Here is a 16,124-nt window from a genome sequence, read left to right as displayed (position 1 = left end):
GCTATTAATATGTTACTAGTATATGGATGAGTCAACCATTTTATACGTCCGATAGCTTTGAACTTCATATTTCTGTATAGATATGCTTAAAAAATAGGTTTGTTACACAAACTTTAGTGTCTATGCTTACGAAGTAAGTTTGTTACACAAACTTTGGGAGGTGCATATGTTAATCGCTTTTGACTCTACACAGCAGGCGTTGCGGGCAGAGATGTTACTTGAATATGCCGAAGTTGAAATTGATATATGTCCAACTCCAAAAGAAATTACAGCGGGCTGCGCACTATCGATTCATTTTCCAGAGGAAGACCTGATAACAGTGAAAGATGTAATTCAGCAGGAGTTAGTTGAAATTCGAGGAATATTCAGACCCGTTCAAACTGGTTATGAAGCCATAGAGATATAGAATCACACAGGATATAGGGATAGGATGAAGGAGGAATACCGGTGTCAATCAAAGAAAGGTTAACTAAAGTCGTTGATTGGCTTACAGAAGAGAGTTTATGGAAAGGTTTTGGAGAGGGAGTAATACGTGTCTTCTTAATTCTAATCATAGCTCGCCTTGTAGTTTGGATTATTCATAAAACCATCGATCGAGTTGTTATAGATAGTGAAGACAAAAGATTAATTAACCACGCAAGAAGGATGACAACAGTTGGAAAATTGCTTAAAAATGTAGTATCCTATGTGATCTACTTTATTGCTTCAATGCTTGTATTGTCTGAGTTCGGGATTAACTTAGGTCCGCTGCTTGCAGGAGCCGGTGTTCTTGGGCTTGCGATCGGTTTTGGAGCTCAAAGCTTGGTTAAGGACATTATAACTGGATTTTTTATCGTGCTTGAAGACCAGTTTGGTGTAGGTGATGTTATTCAGACGGGGCAATTTAAAGGTACAGTAGAATTGATTGGTCTGCGAACAACTCGTATACAGAGTTGGACGGGAGAAATGCATATCATTCCGAATGGTATGATAAATGAGGTTACTAACTTTTCCATTAATAATACGCTAGCTGTAGTGGATGTTTCCATTGCCCTGGAAGAGGATGTAGAGCGTGCGTTGGAAGTGATTCGTTATACGATACTAAATATGCAGGATGAGAACCTAATAAATTCCCCGGAGGTACTTGGCATACAAGCAATTGCACCGACAGGGGTTACACTGCGGGTTATTGCAGAGTGTCGGCCGAATACACATGCAATCATTGCACGTAAATTAAATATAGAAATAAAAAAGGCATTAGATTTGAATGAGATTCAAGCTCCATATCCACGGATGGTAACCTATCAACGCAATGAAAAGGGAGGCGTGAAGGATGGAACGAAAACAGTTTGATCTTGGCGATGTTGTACAAATGAAAAAGCAGCATCCATGCGGCTCCAATGAGATGGAAATCATCAGAATGGGCATGGATATTCGAATTAAATGTGTGGGCTGCAAGCATAGTGTCCTGATTCCTAGAGCTAAGTTTGAAAAGAATATGAAGAAGGTTCTTCGTTCAAAGCTAGCAGAGGAAGGTTTATAAGAAAAATTAACATCAATGAATATAAAAGATATAAATAACCAATTAAAAAGACTTATAGGTGAGCAATAGTTGATATTTTACTTACCTGTCTAACCAGACCTTCTACATTCACTTGTAGGAGGTCTTTTGTTATGAAGAAGTAAATAGACATATGTGCTGGTGCAAAGGCGGAGTGAGGTGCCTAGGCATTCTGAAGAGGGGGAATAGATGGTATAAACGCAAAGAAGCAATCGCAACAATATCATTTCAATAAAGCTCATGAGAAATTGAGTTGGAGGAGGTTGACGATTACGGAGTTAATGACTAATCGTCCATTTGGAAAATAAAAGGCATGCTCTTCTAACTTTTGGTTAGGAGCATGCCTCTGCTGAACAACTATTTCGCTTCGCCACCAAAGATAATATCCAGATGACGAGAAGTATCATATACCAGTTGCAGGGGGGCTGCAGCGTAAATGCCAAGCTCAGCAGTGACTGTATCGGTATAGTTAATGTCTTGAAGCGCTTCTCGGACTGCTTTCCAATTTACATTGCCAGCAAGAAGGGAGACAAAACCGCTACCATTTCCGACGCTAGTCAGGAAGTCTTTTACATGAATTTTGAATATGCGGGATCCCAGTATACGAATCCATTGTTCAGGGTATCCGTACAGCAATATGTTTCCTACATCGAAGTAAACGCCAACGTATGGGGAGTTGATATCATCTACGTATCGCGCCATCTCCAGCGGTGACAGTAGAAACTTGTTCCACACGTTTTCGACACCTATTTGAGTTTTACGTTTCTCTGCCTCGACGGTGAGAAGCTGCAATTCCCGGAAGCTGCGTTCGTAGCATTGATCATAGGGAGTGTCAGGGTTCACAGAACCTGGAACGACTAATACCGTATCCATCCCGAGAAGTTCGGCAAGCTCAAGCTGTTTTGTGACAACTTGACGACCACGCTCACGCACTGAAGCATCGGGAGAAGAGAGCGGGGATTGCCACAGCAGTGATGTAGACAAACTGCGGAGCTGTATTCCATATTGACGAGCAAGAGTACCAATCTTCTCGGCCTCTGCTGCAGTAGACTCCATTGTAAGTCCAATACCACCGGGCTGATAGAGGTTAAGTTCTACAGCTCCAAATCCTGCGTCACTGCTTATTGCAAAAACTTGCTCGATCGGCGTGTCATCCTTGAAACACCATTGATTGATAGACTTGATCAATTCAATCACTTCTCCCTATGAAAAGGTAATGGGTTTTCCAATTGCAGCAGAATCATTAGCGGCTAAACATACGGCTAAGGTGTCGGCGGCCTCTGTGAAATTTGCTAGTATCAAGCTTGGCTGATTGGTTCTAATAGCCTCTATGAATGCTTTGTCTTGCTCGTAGTAGAAATCAACTTCAGATACTTCGGTTATGTTTTGAGTTTCATCTATAATACGCAGTGTCATACCATCAATAGAGAGGAAGAAGTCGTGCCCGTAAAACTCTACTCCACTGCGACCGCCATAATTGGCTAAGCAACTGCTTGTAATATTTCCAATCGCGCCTGAGTTCAGGACGAATGATACAGTACCAACGTCATATGTGGTAGCTTCGGGGTCAATATTTTGAATATGGCGTTGTTCATGGATGGCTTGTATTTGCTTGAAGTCTCCAGCTAAGTAACGGATCAAATCCAACTGATGGGTGGATTGCTCAACTAATTGACCGCCAGATTGCTCCTGCATTCTCCACCAGCGCACGCCCGGCATGCTGCCAAGGCGATATGAAAGAACAAGGTCGATTTGCTTGCTTGACAGGTAGTCTTTCGCTTTAGCGACGATATCCTGATAACGGAGGCAATAGCCCGAAGAATGGATAATGCCTGATTCAATAATGAGCTTCTCTTTATTACGAACCTCGTCCATATGTAAACCGACTGGTTTTTCAGATAGTAGGTGAATGCCTCTACGTGCTGCAGCTTCCTCAATACCATCTCGTGCGAAAGGGGGGGTGCAAATGAATAAGGCATCGATTTCACCTGAATCCATTAATTGATCACTGCTTTCGTAAGACTTGGCGCCATAAGTTGCTGCAACCTCTTGAGATCTGCTTTGATTAATATCATATACAGCGGTAATTTGGGCATGCTCGATCTTATTCAATGTTTTAATGTGATGTTCGGCCATGCCGCCAACACCGATAAATCCAACTCTAACTGTCATATTCGTGTACCCTCCCCATTCTATTTAACTAACAACTGCTAGTTTTTAATCTACAAACAAAGAATAATCGATTCAGGTAGGTATGTATTTATTAAAATCGATAAACAATTTACGTAAATCGCCATAAATCAGAGGACACCTGTCAGCCAAGCTGCTGCATCTTTCGCCATTCRGTAGGGGAGACGCCTTCCGTTTGTTTGAACCATTGGGAGAAAGAATGAAGCCTTGAAAATCCGATTTGATTTGCAATCTCCATAATTTCTTTATCTGATGAGCTCAATAGCCATTTCGCTTCCGTCATTCGGCACTGCTGGTGATATTTTTTAGGACTCATATGATAAACTTGTTCAAAAAGTCTTCGAAACCCAGCTTCCGAAAATCCAGCTAGCGCGGCCATACTGGAAATTTGCACACCTTGTTGCAAATTTTCACGAATATAATCTGCGGCTTTGGTGATAGTGAGCGACTGCTGATTCTTTTGCGAATGCTCAAGCAAGAATAGAATCAACACTTCGGTCCAAGAGGTATAGTTTCTCGTTTGTTCTTTTAAATGGGACGACTTGATACGCAGCCACTCACGGAACAAACGTTCAAATCGATCCTTATCAAGACGAGATAAAGCGAAGACAGTAGGCTTTCCTTCATTAATCTGCATGTTCAACAAATCATTTATTTCTGGAGTCATTCCTTCTAAGTGAATAACGCCGAAACGGTTTTTACCGTGGCCTTCAAAGAAATGGGGCGTATGAGGGGGGATGAGTACAACATGGCCAGACTCCAAGGCTTGTTTACCCTCACAACATTCGAAGACTCCGCGGCCTTCCAATAGAATGCTGATCTCAAAGGTAGCATGGTGATGTAATCCAGGATCATGCCAGTCATTGTCACGTGTACCAATGAAGCTTCGAATATGGAACTCATTGTACATTGGGTAATCCTCCGTATAGATGTAATGTTCTATTTTCTTGTAGACTCCTATTAGAAACCATATAACCAATATAAAACAAATTATTGATAAATGTGTGAAAAAACATATAAAAAATGAACGAAAATGAAGATATATCGATGGAGAATGCCGGATTTAAAGTTGCTGTCATTAGCCAGGTTAATAAATAACAAAATAAAGCAAAATTAATGCACAACTCTTGCATCCGAACATCTGCTGTGATACAATATTTTTTGTGTCACCTTTATATGCGGAGAGGTACCCAAGAGGCCCAAGGGGGCTGACTCGAAATCAGTTAGGCGGGTCAAACCGTGCGTGGGTTCGAATCCCACCTTCTCCGCCATAAGATATCATCGATCGGTTCAAATTATGAACCGTTTTTTTATTTTCTTACCTATAAAACATGTAACGAGCAGAAAGCTTCCTAATGGCCAAAATGACCATTAGGAAGCTTTTTTTATTTTGAATCGGGATTAGTCCAAATTGGTGATTCAATAGGTCCAAGTAAATTATAGCTAAGCCACACTGCTAGTCGTGTGGAGTGCCAAGACAAGTCACGATCTAGCTATGGCGCTAAAAGGCTCGAACAAGGGCTTTAGAGTGGGTTATATCGCAGCAATCGGCTGCGAAGCACGCGAATACAACGAGTTCCAATGTTTATCTGAACGGGAAGCAGATTATGCTGACAGCCTACAATATTGACGGCAACAACTACTTTAAGCTGCGTGATCTTGGTGAGGCACTTAACTTTAGCGTAACTTGGGGCGCTGCAAATAATATGATTAGAATCGACACCAGCGCAGAGTATAGTCAAGAGTAGAATCAATAGATAAATTAATTATTCAGTGGACTAATAAAAGAAGAGAGCTCTCGCGAGCTCTCTTCTTGACGGTGTTTGATGGTTGAGTCGATCTATTCACATTGCATGTTGATGCTCGAATGCGTATATGTGCTGCAGACAAAAGTCTTTGACACACCACTCTTATTCGAAGTAAACGAAATCCTCTTCAGGCTTTTCTAACGAGATACGATAGCTAGACCGCCAGGTGGCGGCATCAATCGTTTACGCTTGCCAAAATGGTTCAACGGAACCACACCTCTCTTCACACCGTCAATCATTAGAATGGCTTAAGAGCATTAGAAATATTCAATTTTTTTCGAATTTTTAGTGGCCCATACGCTTCCATTTTCGTTCATGGTTTGTTGTATCCGGGAAACGTTCACCTCTTTTTAATTGAACCTTCTTCGGGTTTGAAATACCCATGTGAAAGGAGTTAACTCCATCTTCAATATAGGTGCCATCGTTTGGTGCTTTGTCACCAGGCGAGAAAATCGTTCCTTCACCCATTTTGTTCACCTCCCGTGTATTTATGAAAAGGACAGGATGATGCAATGTCCCTGTCTGTAGTATTTGCAGTTACGTGAAAAGCATAGCTAGAAGATAACGGTTATGAGACTTTACTTGTAATGGGCACATTAATTTGATATAGTATTCAAGTATGCGAGCAAAATGCTCGCTCCTTGCTCCATTTTATGGGGCCGTTAGTCCAAGAGGAGGTGAAACAATATGCGCAAATATGAAGTGATGTACATTATTCGTCCAGACGTTGAGCAAGAAGCTCTTCAAGCTATCGTTGACAAATTCCATGGCATCATCTCCAATGGCGGAGAGGTCACTAAGCAAGACGTGAGCGGAAAACGTCGTCTTGCGTATGAGATCAATAAGCTACGTGATGGTTACTTTATACTGGTACATTTCAACGCAACTACTGAAGTTGTGAATGAACTTGACCGCATCATGAAGATTACGGATGAAGTTATCCGTTCATTGATCGTCAGAGACGTCGCTTAATCCTGCTGGATTGTTCGATTGGGAGGTCAGAAACGATGTTGAATCGTGTTATACTAATTGGCAGATTGACGAGAGACCCAGAGCTTCGCTATACGCCTGCAGGCGTTGCGGTTACTCAGTTCACGATTGCAGTAGATCGCTCGTATACGAGTGGTCAAGGCGAACGTGAAGCGGATTTTATTCCGATCGTAACTTGGCGGCAACTGGCTGAAACTTGCGCTAACTATTTACGCAAAGGCCGTTTAACAGCGGTTGAAGGACGCATTCAGGTGCGGAACTATGAGAATAACGAAGGCAAGCGCGTCTATGTGACGGAAGTTATTGCTGATAACGTACGATTCTTAGAGTCCAATCGTGAAGGTGGAGCGCGTGAAGAAGGCGGAGGCAACAGCGGTGGGGCTGGCAGTTCCGGTGGTAGTACAAGCGGCGGCGGCGGATCCTACGGAGGCAATGCTTCCCAAGGTGGCGGTAACCGATCATCTGGTAATAACTCACGTAACGACAGCCGTGATCCATTTCAGGATGACGGACGCCCGATTGATATATCAGAAGATGATTTGCCTTTTTGAGACTCTAGCATATGCTTCATAGCTATTGCATGGTCTCAGGAATCAGCTGCATAACATTGTACTTTTGTACGAGCGTTATGTAACTGTGTTATTTTCAACGATAAGGAGGATACCAATATGGCTTTTAAACCACAAAGAGATGCCGGTCAAGATGAGCGTCCAGAACGCAAATTCGGCGGACGCAAAGGTGGCCGTAACAAACGTCGTAAAGTTTGTTTCTTCACTGTAAATAAAATCACGAAAATTGATTATAAAGATACAGATTTGCTGAAAAAGTTTATCAGCGAACGCGGCAAAATCTTGCCACGTCGTGTAACTGGTACAAGCGCGAAATACCAACGCTTGCTTACAGTTGCAATTAAACGTTCACGTCAAATCGCATTGCTTCCTTACACTACAGAGTAGTATTACTCTGCCCTGAAAACCCGTTGAGGTCATACTCAACGGGTTTTCTTTATACAAACATATGCAGAAGCAGGAGAGTTGCGGATGGAACGATTGAAGACGAGCTCCGGGGGATTTAAAAAGTTTGTTTTAAACAATAAGTTTGTTATATTTCTGCTTGTATTACTCCTTATTGGGCTGAACATTTTTGTGTTTAACAAAATATCTTTTATTTTCACACCGCTGACTGTATTACTTAAAACGGTCTTGTTACCTATCATACTCGCTGGTGTCGCTTATTATTTACTTAATCCGCTAGTCGATCTACTGGAACGTAGAAAAGTAAAACGAATCTATGGGATATTACTGCTGTACATTATCATTGCAACGTTAATAACAATCTTATTAATTGTTGTAATTCCGCTTATCTCAGATCAGATTACTGGTTTGGTCAATAGCCTCCCTCAGTATATAGAGAAGCTGGATGACGAATTTGATATATTTATGGGAAGTGCCTTATCGGGCCAATTGCAGGAATGGTTTAATGTGAACGCAACAAATGTAACCAGTCAGCTGACAGAGAAAATGACATCGATCGTAAATGGTACTGTATCGAGCATCGGCTCGTTTGTAGGCGCATTGACTGAAGTATTGCTAGCGATCGTAACGCTACCGTTTATATTGTTCTATTTATTAAAGGATGGCAAGCGCCTCCCTGGCCATATCGTCAGCTTCCTGCCGGATAAGATGAGAACACCAACCCTGCATGTAATGGGCGAAATGAACAGTCAAATAAGCAGCTATATACGCGGGCAGATTATCGTAAGCTTTTGTATAGGAGGCTTGCTCTACATTGGTTATCTTATAATTGGGCTGGAGTATTCGCTTGTGCTCGCATTAATTGCTGCATGTACCGCGATTATCCCTTATCTAGGCCCGGCAATTGCGATCACTCCGGCATTAATTGTAGCGCTTGTTACATCACCGGTTATGCTATTAAAAATGATAGTAATCTGGACAATCGTACAATTAATTGAAGGGAAGTTCATATCACCACAGATTATGGGTAAGAGCTTACAAATTCATCCCATTACGATTATTTTCGTTATTTTGACGGCAGGTAATTTATTTGGATTTGTCGGTATTATACTAGCGGTTCCAGGATATGCGGTTCTAAAGGTTTTCGTAACTCACGTGTTTGAATGGTTTAAGCTGCGATCAAAGCTGTACTCCTGACAATGATTATTACTTGTATTATCCATAAAACGTTCATTTGCATGCTTGCTCCCATCGGAATATAATGGGACTTATATTAGAATAATTCTAAATAAGTGGGGGCGATTGAGATATGGATAAGTCTGATTTTCATCACCTTGATCACGTCAAGGAGCAGCAAAAGTCGAGGAAAACATTGTGGATCACACTAGTTCTTACCTTGTTTTTTACATTTGTTGAGTTAATCGGAGGAGTTTTATCTCATTCTCTTGCCCTATTATCTGATTCTGCACACATGGTATCCGATGTATTTGCATTGGGTCTTAGTATGCTAGCTATCTATATGGCCACTCGAAGTCCGAATCAAAAATTTACTTTCGGATTTCTTCGTTTTGAGATCATTGCATCTTTTCTGAACGGTCTGGCACTCATTGTAATCGCGATTTGGATTGTTGTCGAAGGTATTGGAAGGTTAATTCACCCAGAGGACGTCAACCTGCAGTTGATGCTTATCATCGCTTCCATTGGGCTTCTAGTTAATGCCATACTAACCTTTGTTTTAAGTAGAAGCATGAAAGAGGAAAATAACTTAAATGTGAAGAGCGCTTTATGGCATTTTATCGGTGATTTGCTTAGCTCGGTAGGTGTCATTATGTCAGCGATACTTATCTACTATACAGGATGGACGATCTTCGATCCGATAATCAGTATGGTTATTGGGGCAATTATTTGTACAGGTGGGTTTAAAATTATTCGAGAATCGTACTTGATTCTAATGGAATCCGTTCCTGAACGGTTTAATTTGGAGCAAATACGCAGCGATATTGCTTCAGTCGAAGGTGTTGAAGATGTCCACGAGATGCATTTGTGGGCGGTGACGACAGAGCATTACTCGCTAACGGCTCATGTATTTGTAAGAGAGGACATTCAGCCCTATTGTGTCACTTTGGCGATGAGTGAGCTGCTGAAAAGCAAATACGGCATTCATCATTCTACGATACAGTTAGAGAATGCCGCCTTACATGATCATGGTGATTATGGCCGTATGTTTCAGTTAAGCCGAGCAAGATAAGTTGTTATAGTGTAATGGATATAAGAAAAGACAGCTGCCCGCTGTCTTTTTTTTGCATTTAGGATACTGTAAAGAGAGCTCTTAATTCGTTATAATAGGTATGATTGAAAAATGATTTAAGGAGGTAATAGATTGCAGCAGCTTATCTATTATTGTGAGCAGAAGCAGGGAGCCCAACGTGAATATCCATTTGGCCCTGAGCCGCTCGTCATGAAGGTCGCGGGTAAAATGTTCGCCTTATTCTCATCACAATCCGTTTCATTAAAATGTGATCCTGTCATTGCCCAGAACCTGCGTGAACAGCACGCAGCTATTCAGCCTGGCTATCATTTAAATAAGAAACACTGGAATAGCATTTCAATAGACGGTACCTTATCCGAAATCGAGCTGCAAGAGATGATTGATCACTCACATGAGCTTGTCGTTGCCAGCCTTACGAAGGCAGCACGATTGGAGCTATCTAAGCTTTAAAATCTGCTTGCTTGCTGTTCGCACCAGTCCCCGATAATAGGAAGCTTATGAAGCTTGCCTTGGAGTGCTAGCAGCATAAGGCAGATCCACAAAATAAAGCTGACCGGAGCAAGCAGTAAGGCAAGAAGCCAGCCGATTAAAGGCAGTATACCAAACAAAATATATAAAACAACAATTAAGACAAATACAACAATAGATTGTACGGCGTGCAATTTCACATAACGGCTTTGCTTCTCCAAAATAAGAAATATAATGCCTGTAATAAATCCACCTAAGTAACAGAGCAAGCTGGCTACTTTAGGATCTAAGCCCGTTGATGATTGATCAGGTTGCATGATTGGCGGTTGTTGCATAGTGAGATGTCACCCTTTCTCATAATCATGTACATGCAATGATTGTATTCGCCAATCGTTAGCAAAAGACCTTTTTTTGTTAATTACACATTCAAATATTGGCACGAATATTTTGTAAAAGTTTTGTAACTTGTTTCGACATTCGATCGTCTAAAATAAGAGGATGTGTTATTAAGATTTGCCCAGATAGGAGAAATTAGCAGATTATGAAAAATAAACGTAAATGGCTTTACACGACAGCGGCTATATTAGTTGTTATAATGATTGCGGGGTACTTTAACCGCGGCGCGCTTGCAACTCTTGGATTCGATTGGCTCCTTCAGGGCCATGTCGAGAAACAATTGGAACAAACCTACAAGCCTGCAGAAGGACGCACACCAGTCACAGTCAGTACTGTAAAGAAGCAGCAGGATCCCTTTTCTTTATTGTTGCTGGGTGTAGACCAACGCGACAATGAGATTGGTCGTTCGGATACAATGATCTACACGGTTGTTCGCCCATCAGATGGTGATCTTCTAATGGTATCCATCCCGAGAGATACGTATGTAGAAATAGTGGGTAAAGATAGAGAGGACAAAATTACCCATGCCTATGCTTTTGGCGGTGCAGGTATGGCAATGAATACCGTTGAGAAGCTATTTAATTCACCAATTGATTATTACGCTTCTATTAATTTCGAAGGATTCCGCAACGTTATTGATAAAATTGGCGGACTCTCTCTTCCTATTGAAGAGGATATGGTCAATGATGATTATGATCATGAGAAGTTCGTTATAAAGGCAGGTCAGGAAAGCTATAACGGACAGGATACGTTGAATTATGTCCGTTATCGCGAGGATGCCGGCGGTGATATGAATCGTACGGAGCGTCATCAAATATTTCTCAAAGAGTTAATGGATAAAGCGACACAATTAAATCAATGGTCGAAGATACCTGAACTAATTAATATTATGGGTGATAACTTTAGTACGGATATGCGTCCGCAGCAGCTTGTCGATTTAGCGCAAAGCATGCTGCAGGCGAAGCAAAGAGATATTTACAGCCACTCACTTCTTGGTGAAGGACACCGGAAGGTAAGCGGCGGGGCATGGTATTATTTTGCCGATGAAGAGGATTTATCGAAGGTACAGACGATGATTGCCAACTGGATGGATCCGAAGACTCCTGCGGCCAGCTTGATTCTCCCTGATAGATATATGGAGCAAGAGAAGAAAGAAGTTGCACCGTTAACTAGCAGCGCTGAGGAAACTTCGAATCCATAAGGCGGATGTTCTGAACCGTCTGCTGCCTTCATAATGATGGAATGAAAAGAGCAAACGGAACGGAGTGATTGGCATAATGAATATTGCTTTTTTTTTGCTGCCTAAGCAGGAGGTCGTATGCTTGTCGCAAGATACGACCCTTAGGCAAACACTTGAACGAATGGAATATCATCGATATACAGCAGTTCCAATTATAAATGATGACGGTGGTTATGCGGGTACAGTTACGGAAGGCGATCTGTTATGGTTTATGAAGAGCCGGCCAGAACTTACTTTTGAGCATGCTAATAAAGTGAAGCTTAGTGATATACCGCTACGTCTAACTAACAAAAGCGTACGGATCGATGCGAATATGGACGATTTGATCTCTCTTGCTAAGGTACAGAACTTTGTACCGGTCGTTGATGATATAAACCGTTTTATTGGAATTGTACGTAGAAGTGAAATTATTGATTATTGTCAAAAGCTTATTATAGAGCAACAGTCGGTGCTTCAGGATAGGTAAATTTACACATTAAGAGTAGTGTTCATGCACTGTACTAATTGCTAGATGGTTAGGACAAAATAAAAAAGAAACAAGACGGAATGAGGAAGTGGTTCCGTCTTTTTGTATGGTTAGGTATCGTTATCGTTCCCTTGTACGTGTTATATTCCGCTTTTATGCTATAATAAGTTGTAAAAGTTTCATAAGAAACACAATTAAATTTGCAAGAGGTGAACGGTTTGAGAACCGGCTTGAAACCCGTGCTGTGGAGCTGTGCAGCACTACTTTTATTATTGTCGCTTGTAGTCCCGCTGATTAACATGTTTGCCATTTTACTAATGATGGTGCCTTATGTTGTTCTCTATGCCATATTGCCGCCAAAATGGTTTGTGGCACACTTGGTGCCTGTGTGGGTAATTGCGTATTTGCTGGGTGGGCCAGCAACGCTCATTATCGGTTTGTTTTTTCTAATACCGTCAATTGTAATGGGCCACTTATATCGTAAGAAAGCGCCTGTCTCTAAAGTGATTAGGAATGGAAGTATCGTGTTTTTGGCACTGATGATGCTTGAGCTGCTTCTATTCGAATTTATTCTAGACCTCTCATTAATCAAAGAGTTAGGTTCGGTTGTCAGAACGACATTTAACGATTTGATGTCGCAAGGATTGCTGCCGAAGGGATGGAATGCGGATTTAACAGAGATAGCGATTCGTACGATGACCAATTCGATTCCAGTCACATTCATCATGATCGCATTCTTTTTCACCGTTATTACGCATTTTGTGTCACGAAAAATCGTGAATAAAAGTGGATTAGAGRTTCCAAGCTTTGCTTTAGCTAGAGATTGGAAGCTTCCACGCATTCTCGTCATTTACTATTTGATTGCTTATGTATTTCAAATGTTCACATCCATCACGAGTGAATCTTTCTTTGCGATTGCGTTACTTAATTTAGTGCCTTTGCTTAGTTATGTCTTTGCCATTCAGGCTGTAGGATTTTTCTTTTTCCTTGCTCATCAACGAGGGTGGAACAAAGCAATACCGGTGATCATTGCGATACCGGTGCTGGTATTCCCGCCGCTGAGCTTAATCGGCGTGCTAGATACCGCTTTTCCAATCCGAAAATCGTTTACGAAATCATAGCACAGGAGCGAATCTGAATGCCGAAGTTTTTAGTTACACGGTGGCACGGAATGCACCAAATTTGGGCCTTTGTATTAATGGTACTGATGACAGCGGCCCTTGCTTGGTTTGAGTGGTTGCTCGGGTTGCTCGCGCTGCTGCTTACAGGTGGAGTAGGTGTCTATACCGTACTGGCGGAGAGAGCGTTTCGCCGGGATTTAAAATCATATTTAGGAACGCTTTCCTATCGTGTGAAGAAGGCAGGCAATGATGTAATCAGTGAGCTGCCCTTTGGAATTATTTTATATAATGAAGATAAAACGGTGGAATGGCATAATCCATATATAGCAGCTATGCTGGAGCGGGATTCCGTTGTAGGTGTGCTGCTAACCGATTTATTCCCAATCTTACAGCAAGTAAAGGAACGGGAGGCAACTGTTGAGGCAACGGTCGGCTCCAATGTGTACCAGCTTATTTTCAAGCAAAGAGAACGGATCTTATATGTAAAAAATATTACTGAGTTTTGGCAATTGGGCAGAAGGTACGAGGACGAGAAGCTAGTTCTTGGCGTCGTTATGATCGATAACCTGGAAGAGGTCACGCAAGGTCTTGACGACCACCAACGCAGCTCGATGCTGGCGAAGGTTACGGATGAGATTACAGGCTGGGCTCAGAAATATCAGATTTATATTAAGAGACTCACATCCGATCGCTTCTTGCTAATGACTGATCAGAAGACACTCAAGCAGCTTGAGCATTCGCGATTCGTCGTGCTTGATGAAGTCAGGGAAATTACGGGAGACCATAAAATTCCGGCGACACTTAGTATTGGCTTTGCAGCTGGCGCTGAGCATGTCATTGAGCTTGGACAATGGGCGCATATGAGCCTAGACATCGCGCTTGGACGAGGTGGAGATCAAGCGGCTGTAAAGGCTGGCAGCCGTCAGACCTTCTATGGCGGAAAGTCCAATGCAGTCGAGAAGCGAACGCGTGTAAGAGCTAGAGTTGTTGCTCATGCTCTGCGCGATTTAATACGTGAGAGTCACAATGTTGTCATTATGGGCCACAAGATGCCAGACATGGATGCCATCGGGGCGGCAATAGGTGTTATGAAGGCTGCCCAAATGTTTGGAAAAGAAGCGTACATCGTAATCGAGGGTGTCAATCCAGCCATTCAGAAAATGATGGAGCTGCTGAAAGAGGATGAGAAGCTAACGAAACGTTTTGTCTCGCCGGAACAGGCTTTTGCGCTTATCACACCGCAGACTCTTGCGGTTGTTGTAGATACGCACAAAGCGTCTATGGTGAAGGAGCCTAAGCTGCTCATGCAGACTGAGCGTATTGTGATCATCGATCATCATCGACGCAGTGAGGAATTCATTGCAAATGCTATTTTGGTATACATGGAGCCTTACGCTTCATCTACCTGTGAGCTTGTAACGGAGCTGCTGCAGTACATTCATGATCGTGTTGTGTTGGACGTGAGAGAGTCTACATCCCTGCTGGCAGGGATCACTGTGGATACGAAAAACTTCTCACTCCGCACAGGGGCTCGTACATTCGAGGCAGCATCCTTCCTGAGACGGAATGGAGCAGATTCCATGATGATTCAGCGTTTACTGAAGGAAGACCTGGAAGAATTCATTCGCAAAGCAGAAATTATTAAGCATGCTGAGGTGCTCTATGAGCATGTTGCTATTGCGGTAACGGAAAGCGGTAGAAAGTATTCACAGCTGCTTATTGCGCAATCAGCCGATACGCTGCTGAATATGACAGATATATTAGCTTCATTCGTAATTGGAGAGCGTCAAGACGGTTTAATCGGCATTAGCGCTCGCTCACTTGGTCACATGAATGTGCAAGTAGTCATGGAAAGAATGGGCGGAGGCGGGCATTTAACGAATGCTGCGGCTCAATTGGAAGGCAACGTTGCCCAGGTTGCAGAACGTCTGAAAAAGATTTTAGACGAAATTGAATCGGAAGAGGGGTTATTTGAATGAAAGTGATATTTTTGCAGGATGTTAAGGGTCAGGGGAAGAAAGGGCAAGTAAAGGATCTATCCGAAGGGTATGTGCGCAACTTTTTGTTGCCGCAAGGATTGGCGAAGCTAGCTTCTGACGGGAATTTGAAAACGTTGGAGCTGCAAACAGCTTCCGAGCAAAAGCGTAAGGACAAAGAGAAGGAAGACGCGCAGGTACTAGGCAAACGACTTGAAGAAATGACTGTTGTCTTGAAGACGAAGGCTGGCGAAGGCGGACGACTATTTGGCGCTATTACGAGCAAACAAATTGCGGAAGCACTTGCTGCGCAAGGTATTAAAATCGATAAGCGCAAAATCGAACTGGATGATCCGATTCGTACGCTTGGGGTAACACAGGTAGTGGTAAAGCTGCATACAGAAGTGAAGGCTAAACTTAACGTTCAGGCGACTGAGGAATAAAGATAAATAAACATTTATAAGTGAAAACTTATAAATTCATATATTAAAATAGTTTTGCTACGCAAAATTTGGGGAGGGCACCATGAGTACAGAACAAACATTTGACCGTGTTCCACCACAAAACATGGAAGCCGAACAAGCCGTCATCGGGGCGGTGCTGCTGCAGGCTGAGGCTTTGATTACAGCTATGGAGCGTTTGCGTAGTGAAGACTTTTACAGCAGCGCTCATCAACGGATTTATGA

At 42.4% G+C, this 16,124-nt stretch carries 21 protein-coding genes and 1 tRNA gene; 17 read left to right on the top strand and 5 right to left on the bottom strand.

Translation table 11 applies throughout. The annotated features are described in order from the left end of the window. The first annotated feature begins 166 nt into the window (after positions 1 to 166). Genes AC1DWN_RS14775 through AC1DWN_RS14765 form a run of 3 tightly spaced genes read left to right on the top strand, consistent with a single transcriptional unit; the run spans position 167 to position 1,522 of the window. The gene (locus tag AC1DWN_RS14775) at positions 167 to 406 is read left to right on the top strand and encodes a putative Se/S carrier protein (protein WP_477559661.1); all 240 of its coding nucleotides are present in this window, start codon (positions 167 to 169) and stop codon (positions 404 to 406) included. Positions 407 to 447: 41 nt separating this feature from the next. Next, positions 448 to 1,332, top strand: a complete 885-nt coding sequence (locus AC1DWN_RS14770; protein ID WP_477559660.1) for a mechanosensitive ion channel family protein — start codon at positions 448 to 450, stop codon at positions 1,330 to 1,332. Beyond that, positions 1,313 to 1,522 (top strand): DUF951 domain-containing protein, encoded by a 210-nt coding sequence (locus tag AC1DWN_RS14765; RefSeq protein ID WP_477559659.1) that lies wholly within the window; start codon positions 1,313 to 1,315, stop codon positions 1,520 to 1,522. Before AC1DWN_RS14770 ends, AC1DWN_RS14765 begins: the two co-directional genes overlap by 20 nt. 375 nt (positions 1,523 to 1,897) lie before the next feature. Here AC1DWN_RS14765 and AC1DWN_RS14760 read toward each other — a convergent pair whose 3' ends face one another. The 3 genes from AC1DWN_RS14760 to AC1DWN_RS14750 form a co-directional block, all read right to left on the bottom strand. After that, complete coding sequence (locus AC1DWN_RS14760; protein ID WP_477559658.1) at positions 1,898 to 2,728, bottom strand: sugar phosphate isomerase/epimerase family protein; 831 nt, start codon at positions 2,726 to 2,728, stop codon at positions 1,898 to 1,900. Positions 2,729 to 2,743: 15 nt separating this feature from the next. Continuing rightward, positions 2,744 to 3,712 (bottom strand): Gfo/Idh/MocA family protein, encoded by a 969-nt coding sequence (locus AC1DWN_RS14755; RefSeq protein WP_477559657.1) that lies wholly within the window; start codon positions 3,710 to 3,712, stop codon positions 2,744 to 2,746. Between the two features lie 142 nt (positions 3,713 to 3,854). Beyond that, on the bottom strand, positions 3,855 to 4,640 hold the full coding sequence (locus tag AC1DWN_RS14750; protein WP_477559656.1) for a helix-turn-helix domain-containing protein: 786 nt from the start codon (positions 4,638 to 4,640) through the stop codon (positions 3,855 to 3,857). A 270-nt stretch (positions 4,641 to 4,910) separates the two neighbouring features. Between AC1DWN_RS14750 and AC1DWN_RS14745 the strand changes: the two genes are divergently transcribed. Then, a tRNA-Ser gene (locus tag AC1DWN_RS14745) sits at positions 4,911 to 5,001 on the top strand. Between the two features lie 336 nt (positions 5,002 to 5,337). Further along, on the top strand, positions 5,338 to 5,478 hold the full coding sequence (locus AC1DWN_RS14740) for a hypothetical protein (protein ID WP_477559655.1): 141 nt from the start codon (positions 5,338 to 5,340) through the stop codon (positions 5,476 to 5,478). A gap of 345 nt (positions 5,479 to 5,823) precedes the next feature. Here the strand turns inward: AC1DWN_RS14740 and AC1DWN_RS14735 are convergent, their stop codons facing one another. After that, positions 5,824 to 6,006 carry a YjzC family protein gene (locus AC1DWN_RS14735; protein ID WP_475809824.1) on the bottom strand — a complete coding sequence of 61 codons (183 nt, stop codon included), beginning with the start codon at positions 6,004 to 6,006 and terminating at the stop codon, positions 5,824 to 5,826. 219 nt (positions 6,007 to 6,225) lie between these two features. On the opposite strand from AC1DWN_RS14735, the gene rpsF reads away from it, so the two are divergent. The 6 genes from rpsF to AC1DWN_RS14705 all read left to right on the top strand — a co-directional run bounded on the left by rpsF (position 6,226) and on the right by AC1DWN_RS14705 (position 10,221). After that, positions 6,226 to 6,510 carry a 30S ribosomal protein S6 gene (gene rpsF, locus AC1DWN_RS14730; RefSeq protein ID WP_477559654.1) on the top strand — a complete coding sequence of 95 codons (285 nt, stop codon included), beginning with the start codon at positions 6,226 to 6,228 and terminating at the stop codon, positions 6,508 to 6,510. A gap of 35 nt (positions 6,511 to 6,545) precedes the next feature. Next, entirely contained in the window at positions 6,546 to 7,079 is a 534-nt protein-coding gene (gene ssb, locus AC1DWN_RS14725; RefSeq protein ID WP_477559653.1) for a single-stranded DNA-binding protein, read from the top strand. Between the two features lie 117 nt (positions 7,080 to 7,196). Continuing rightward, positions 7,197 to 7,484: a 30S ribosomal protein S18 gene (rpsR, locus tag AC1DWN_RS14720; RefSeq protein ID WP_475809827.1), complete on the top strand. Its 288-nt coding sequence runs from the start codon at positions 7,197 to 7,199 to the stop codon at positions 7,482 to 7,484. An 84-nt stretch (positions 7,485 to 7,568) separates the two neighbouring features. Beyond that, a complete protein-coding gene (locus AC1DWN_RS14715; protein ID WP_477559652.1) occupies positions 7,569 to 8,699 on the top strand; it encodes an AI-2E family transporter in 1,131 nt (376 codons plus the stop codon). Positions 8,700 to 8,811: 112 nt separating this feature from the next. Beyond that, on the top strand, positions 8,812 to 9,750 hold the full coding sequence (locus tag AC1DWN_RS14710) for a cation diffusion facilitator family transporter (protein WP_477559651.1): 939 nt from the start codon (positions 8,812 to 8,814) through the stop codon (positions 9,748 to 9,750). A gap of 132 nt (positions 9,751 to 9,882) precedes the next feature. After that, complete coding sequence (locus AC1DWN_RS14705; RefSeq protein ID WP_477559650.1) at positions 9,883 to 10,221, top strand: MmcQ/YjbR family DNA-binding protein; 339 nt, start codon at positions 9,883 to 9,885, stop codon at positions 10,219 to 10,221. Here AC1DWN_RS14705 and AC1DWN_RS14700 read toward each other — a convergent pair. Continuing rightward, positions 10,218 to 10,574, bottom strand: coding sequence for a DUF4870 domain-containing protein (locus AC1DWN_RS14700; protein ID WP_477559649.1), 357 nt, complete (start codon positions 10,572 to 10,574; stop codon positions 10,218 to 10,220). The two genes, AC1DWN_RS14705 and AC1DWN_RS14700, sit on opposite strands and share 4 nt — an antisense overlap. Before the next feature lie 206 nt (positions 10,575 to 10,780). Between AC1DWN_RS14700 and AC1DWN_RS14695 the strand changes: the two genes are divergently transcribed. The 6 genes from AC1DWN_RS14695 to AC1DWN_RS14670 all read left to right on the top strand — a co-directional run. Continuing rightward, complete coding sequence (locus AC1DWN_RS14695; RefSeq protein ID WP_477559648.1) at positions 10,781 to 11,836, top strand: LCP family protein; 1,056 nt, start codon at positions 10,781 to 10,783, stop codon at positions 11,834 to 11,836. A 76-nt stretch (positions 11,837 to 11,912) separates the two neighbouring features. Continuing rightward, entirely contained in the window at positions 11,913 to 12,341 is a 429-nt protein-coding gene (locus AC1DWN_RS14690) for a CBS domain-containing protein (protein ID WP_477559647.1), read from the top strand. Between the two features lie 218 nt (positions 12,342 to 12,559). Continuing rightward, positions 12,560 to 13,462 carry a DUF2232 domain-containing protein gene (locus AC1DWN_RS14685; RefSeq protein WP_477559646.1) on the top strand — a complete coding sequence of 301 codons (903 nt, stop codon included), beginning with the start codon at positions 12,560 to 12,562 and terminating at the stop codon, positions 13,460 to 13,462. A gap of 17 nt (positions 13,463 to 13,479) precedes the next feature. Next, complete coding sequence (locus tag AC1DWN_RS14680) at positions 13,480 to 15,441, top strand: DHH family phosphoesterase (protein WP_477559645.1); 1,962 nt, start codon at positions 13,480 to 13,482, stop codon at positions 15,439 to 15,441. Beyond that, positions 15,438 to 15,881 carry a 50S ribosomal protein L9 gene (gene rplI / locus AC1DWN_RS14675; protein ID WP_477559644.1) on the top strand — a complete coding sequence of 148 codons (444 nt, stop codon included), beginning with the start codon at positions 15,438 to 15,440 and terminating at the stop codon, positions 15,879 to 15,881. Before AC1DWN_RS14680 ends, rplI begins: the two co-directional genes overlap by 4 nt. Positions 15,882 to 15,963: 82 nt before the next feature. Then, a partial coding sequence (locus AC1DWN_RS14670; RefSeq protein ID WP_477559662.1) for a DnaB-like helicase N-terminal domain-containing protein occupies positions 15,964 to 16,124 on the top strand: 161 nt, incomplete at its 3' end.

This window comes from Paenibacillus sp. P4_A7, from assembly GCF_056402455.1.
The sequence above is the reverse complement of the archived record's forward strand: the minus strand, read 5'-3'. Positions and strand labels throughout refer to the sequence as shown.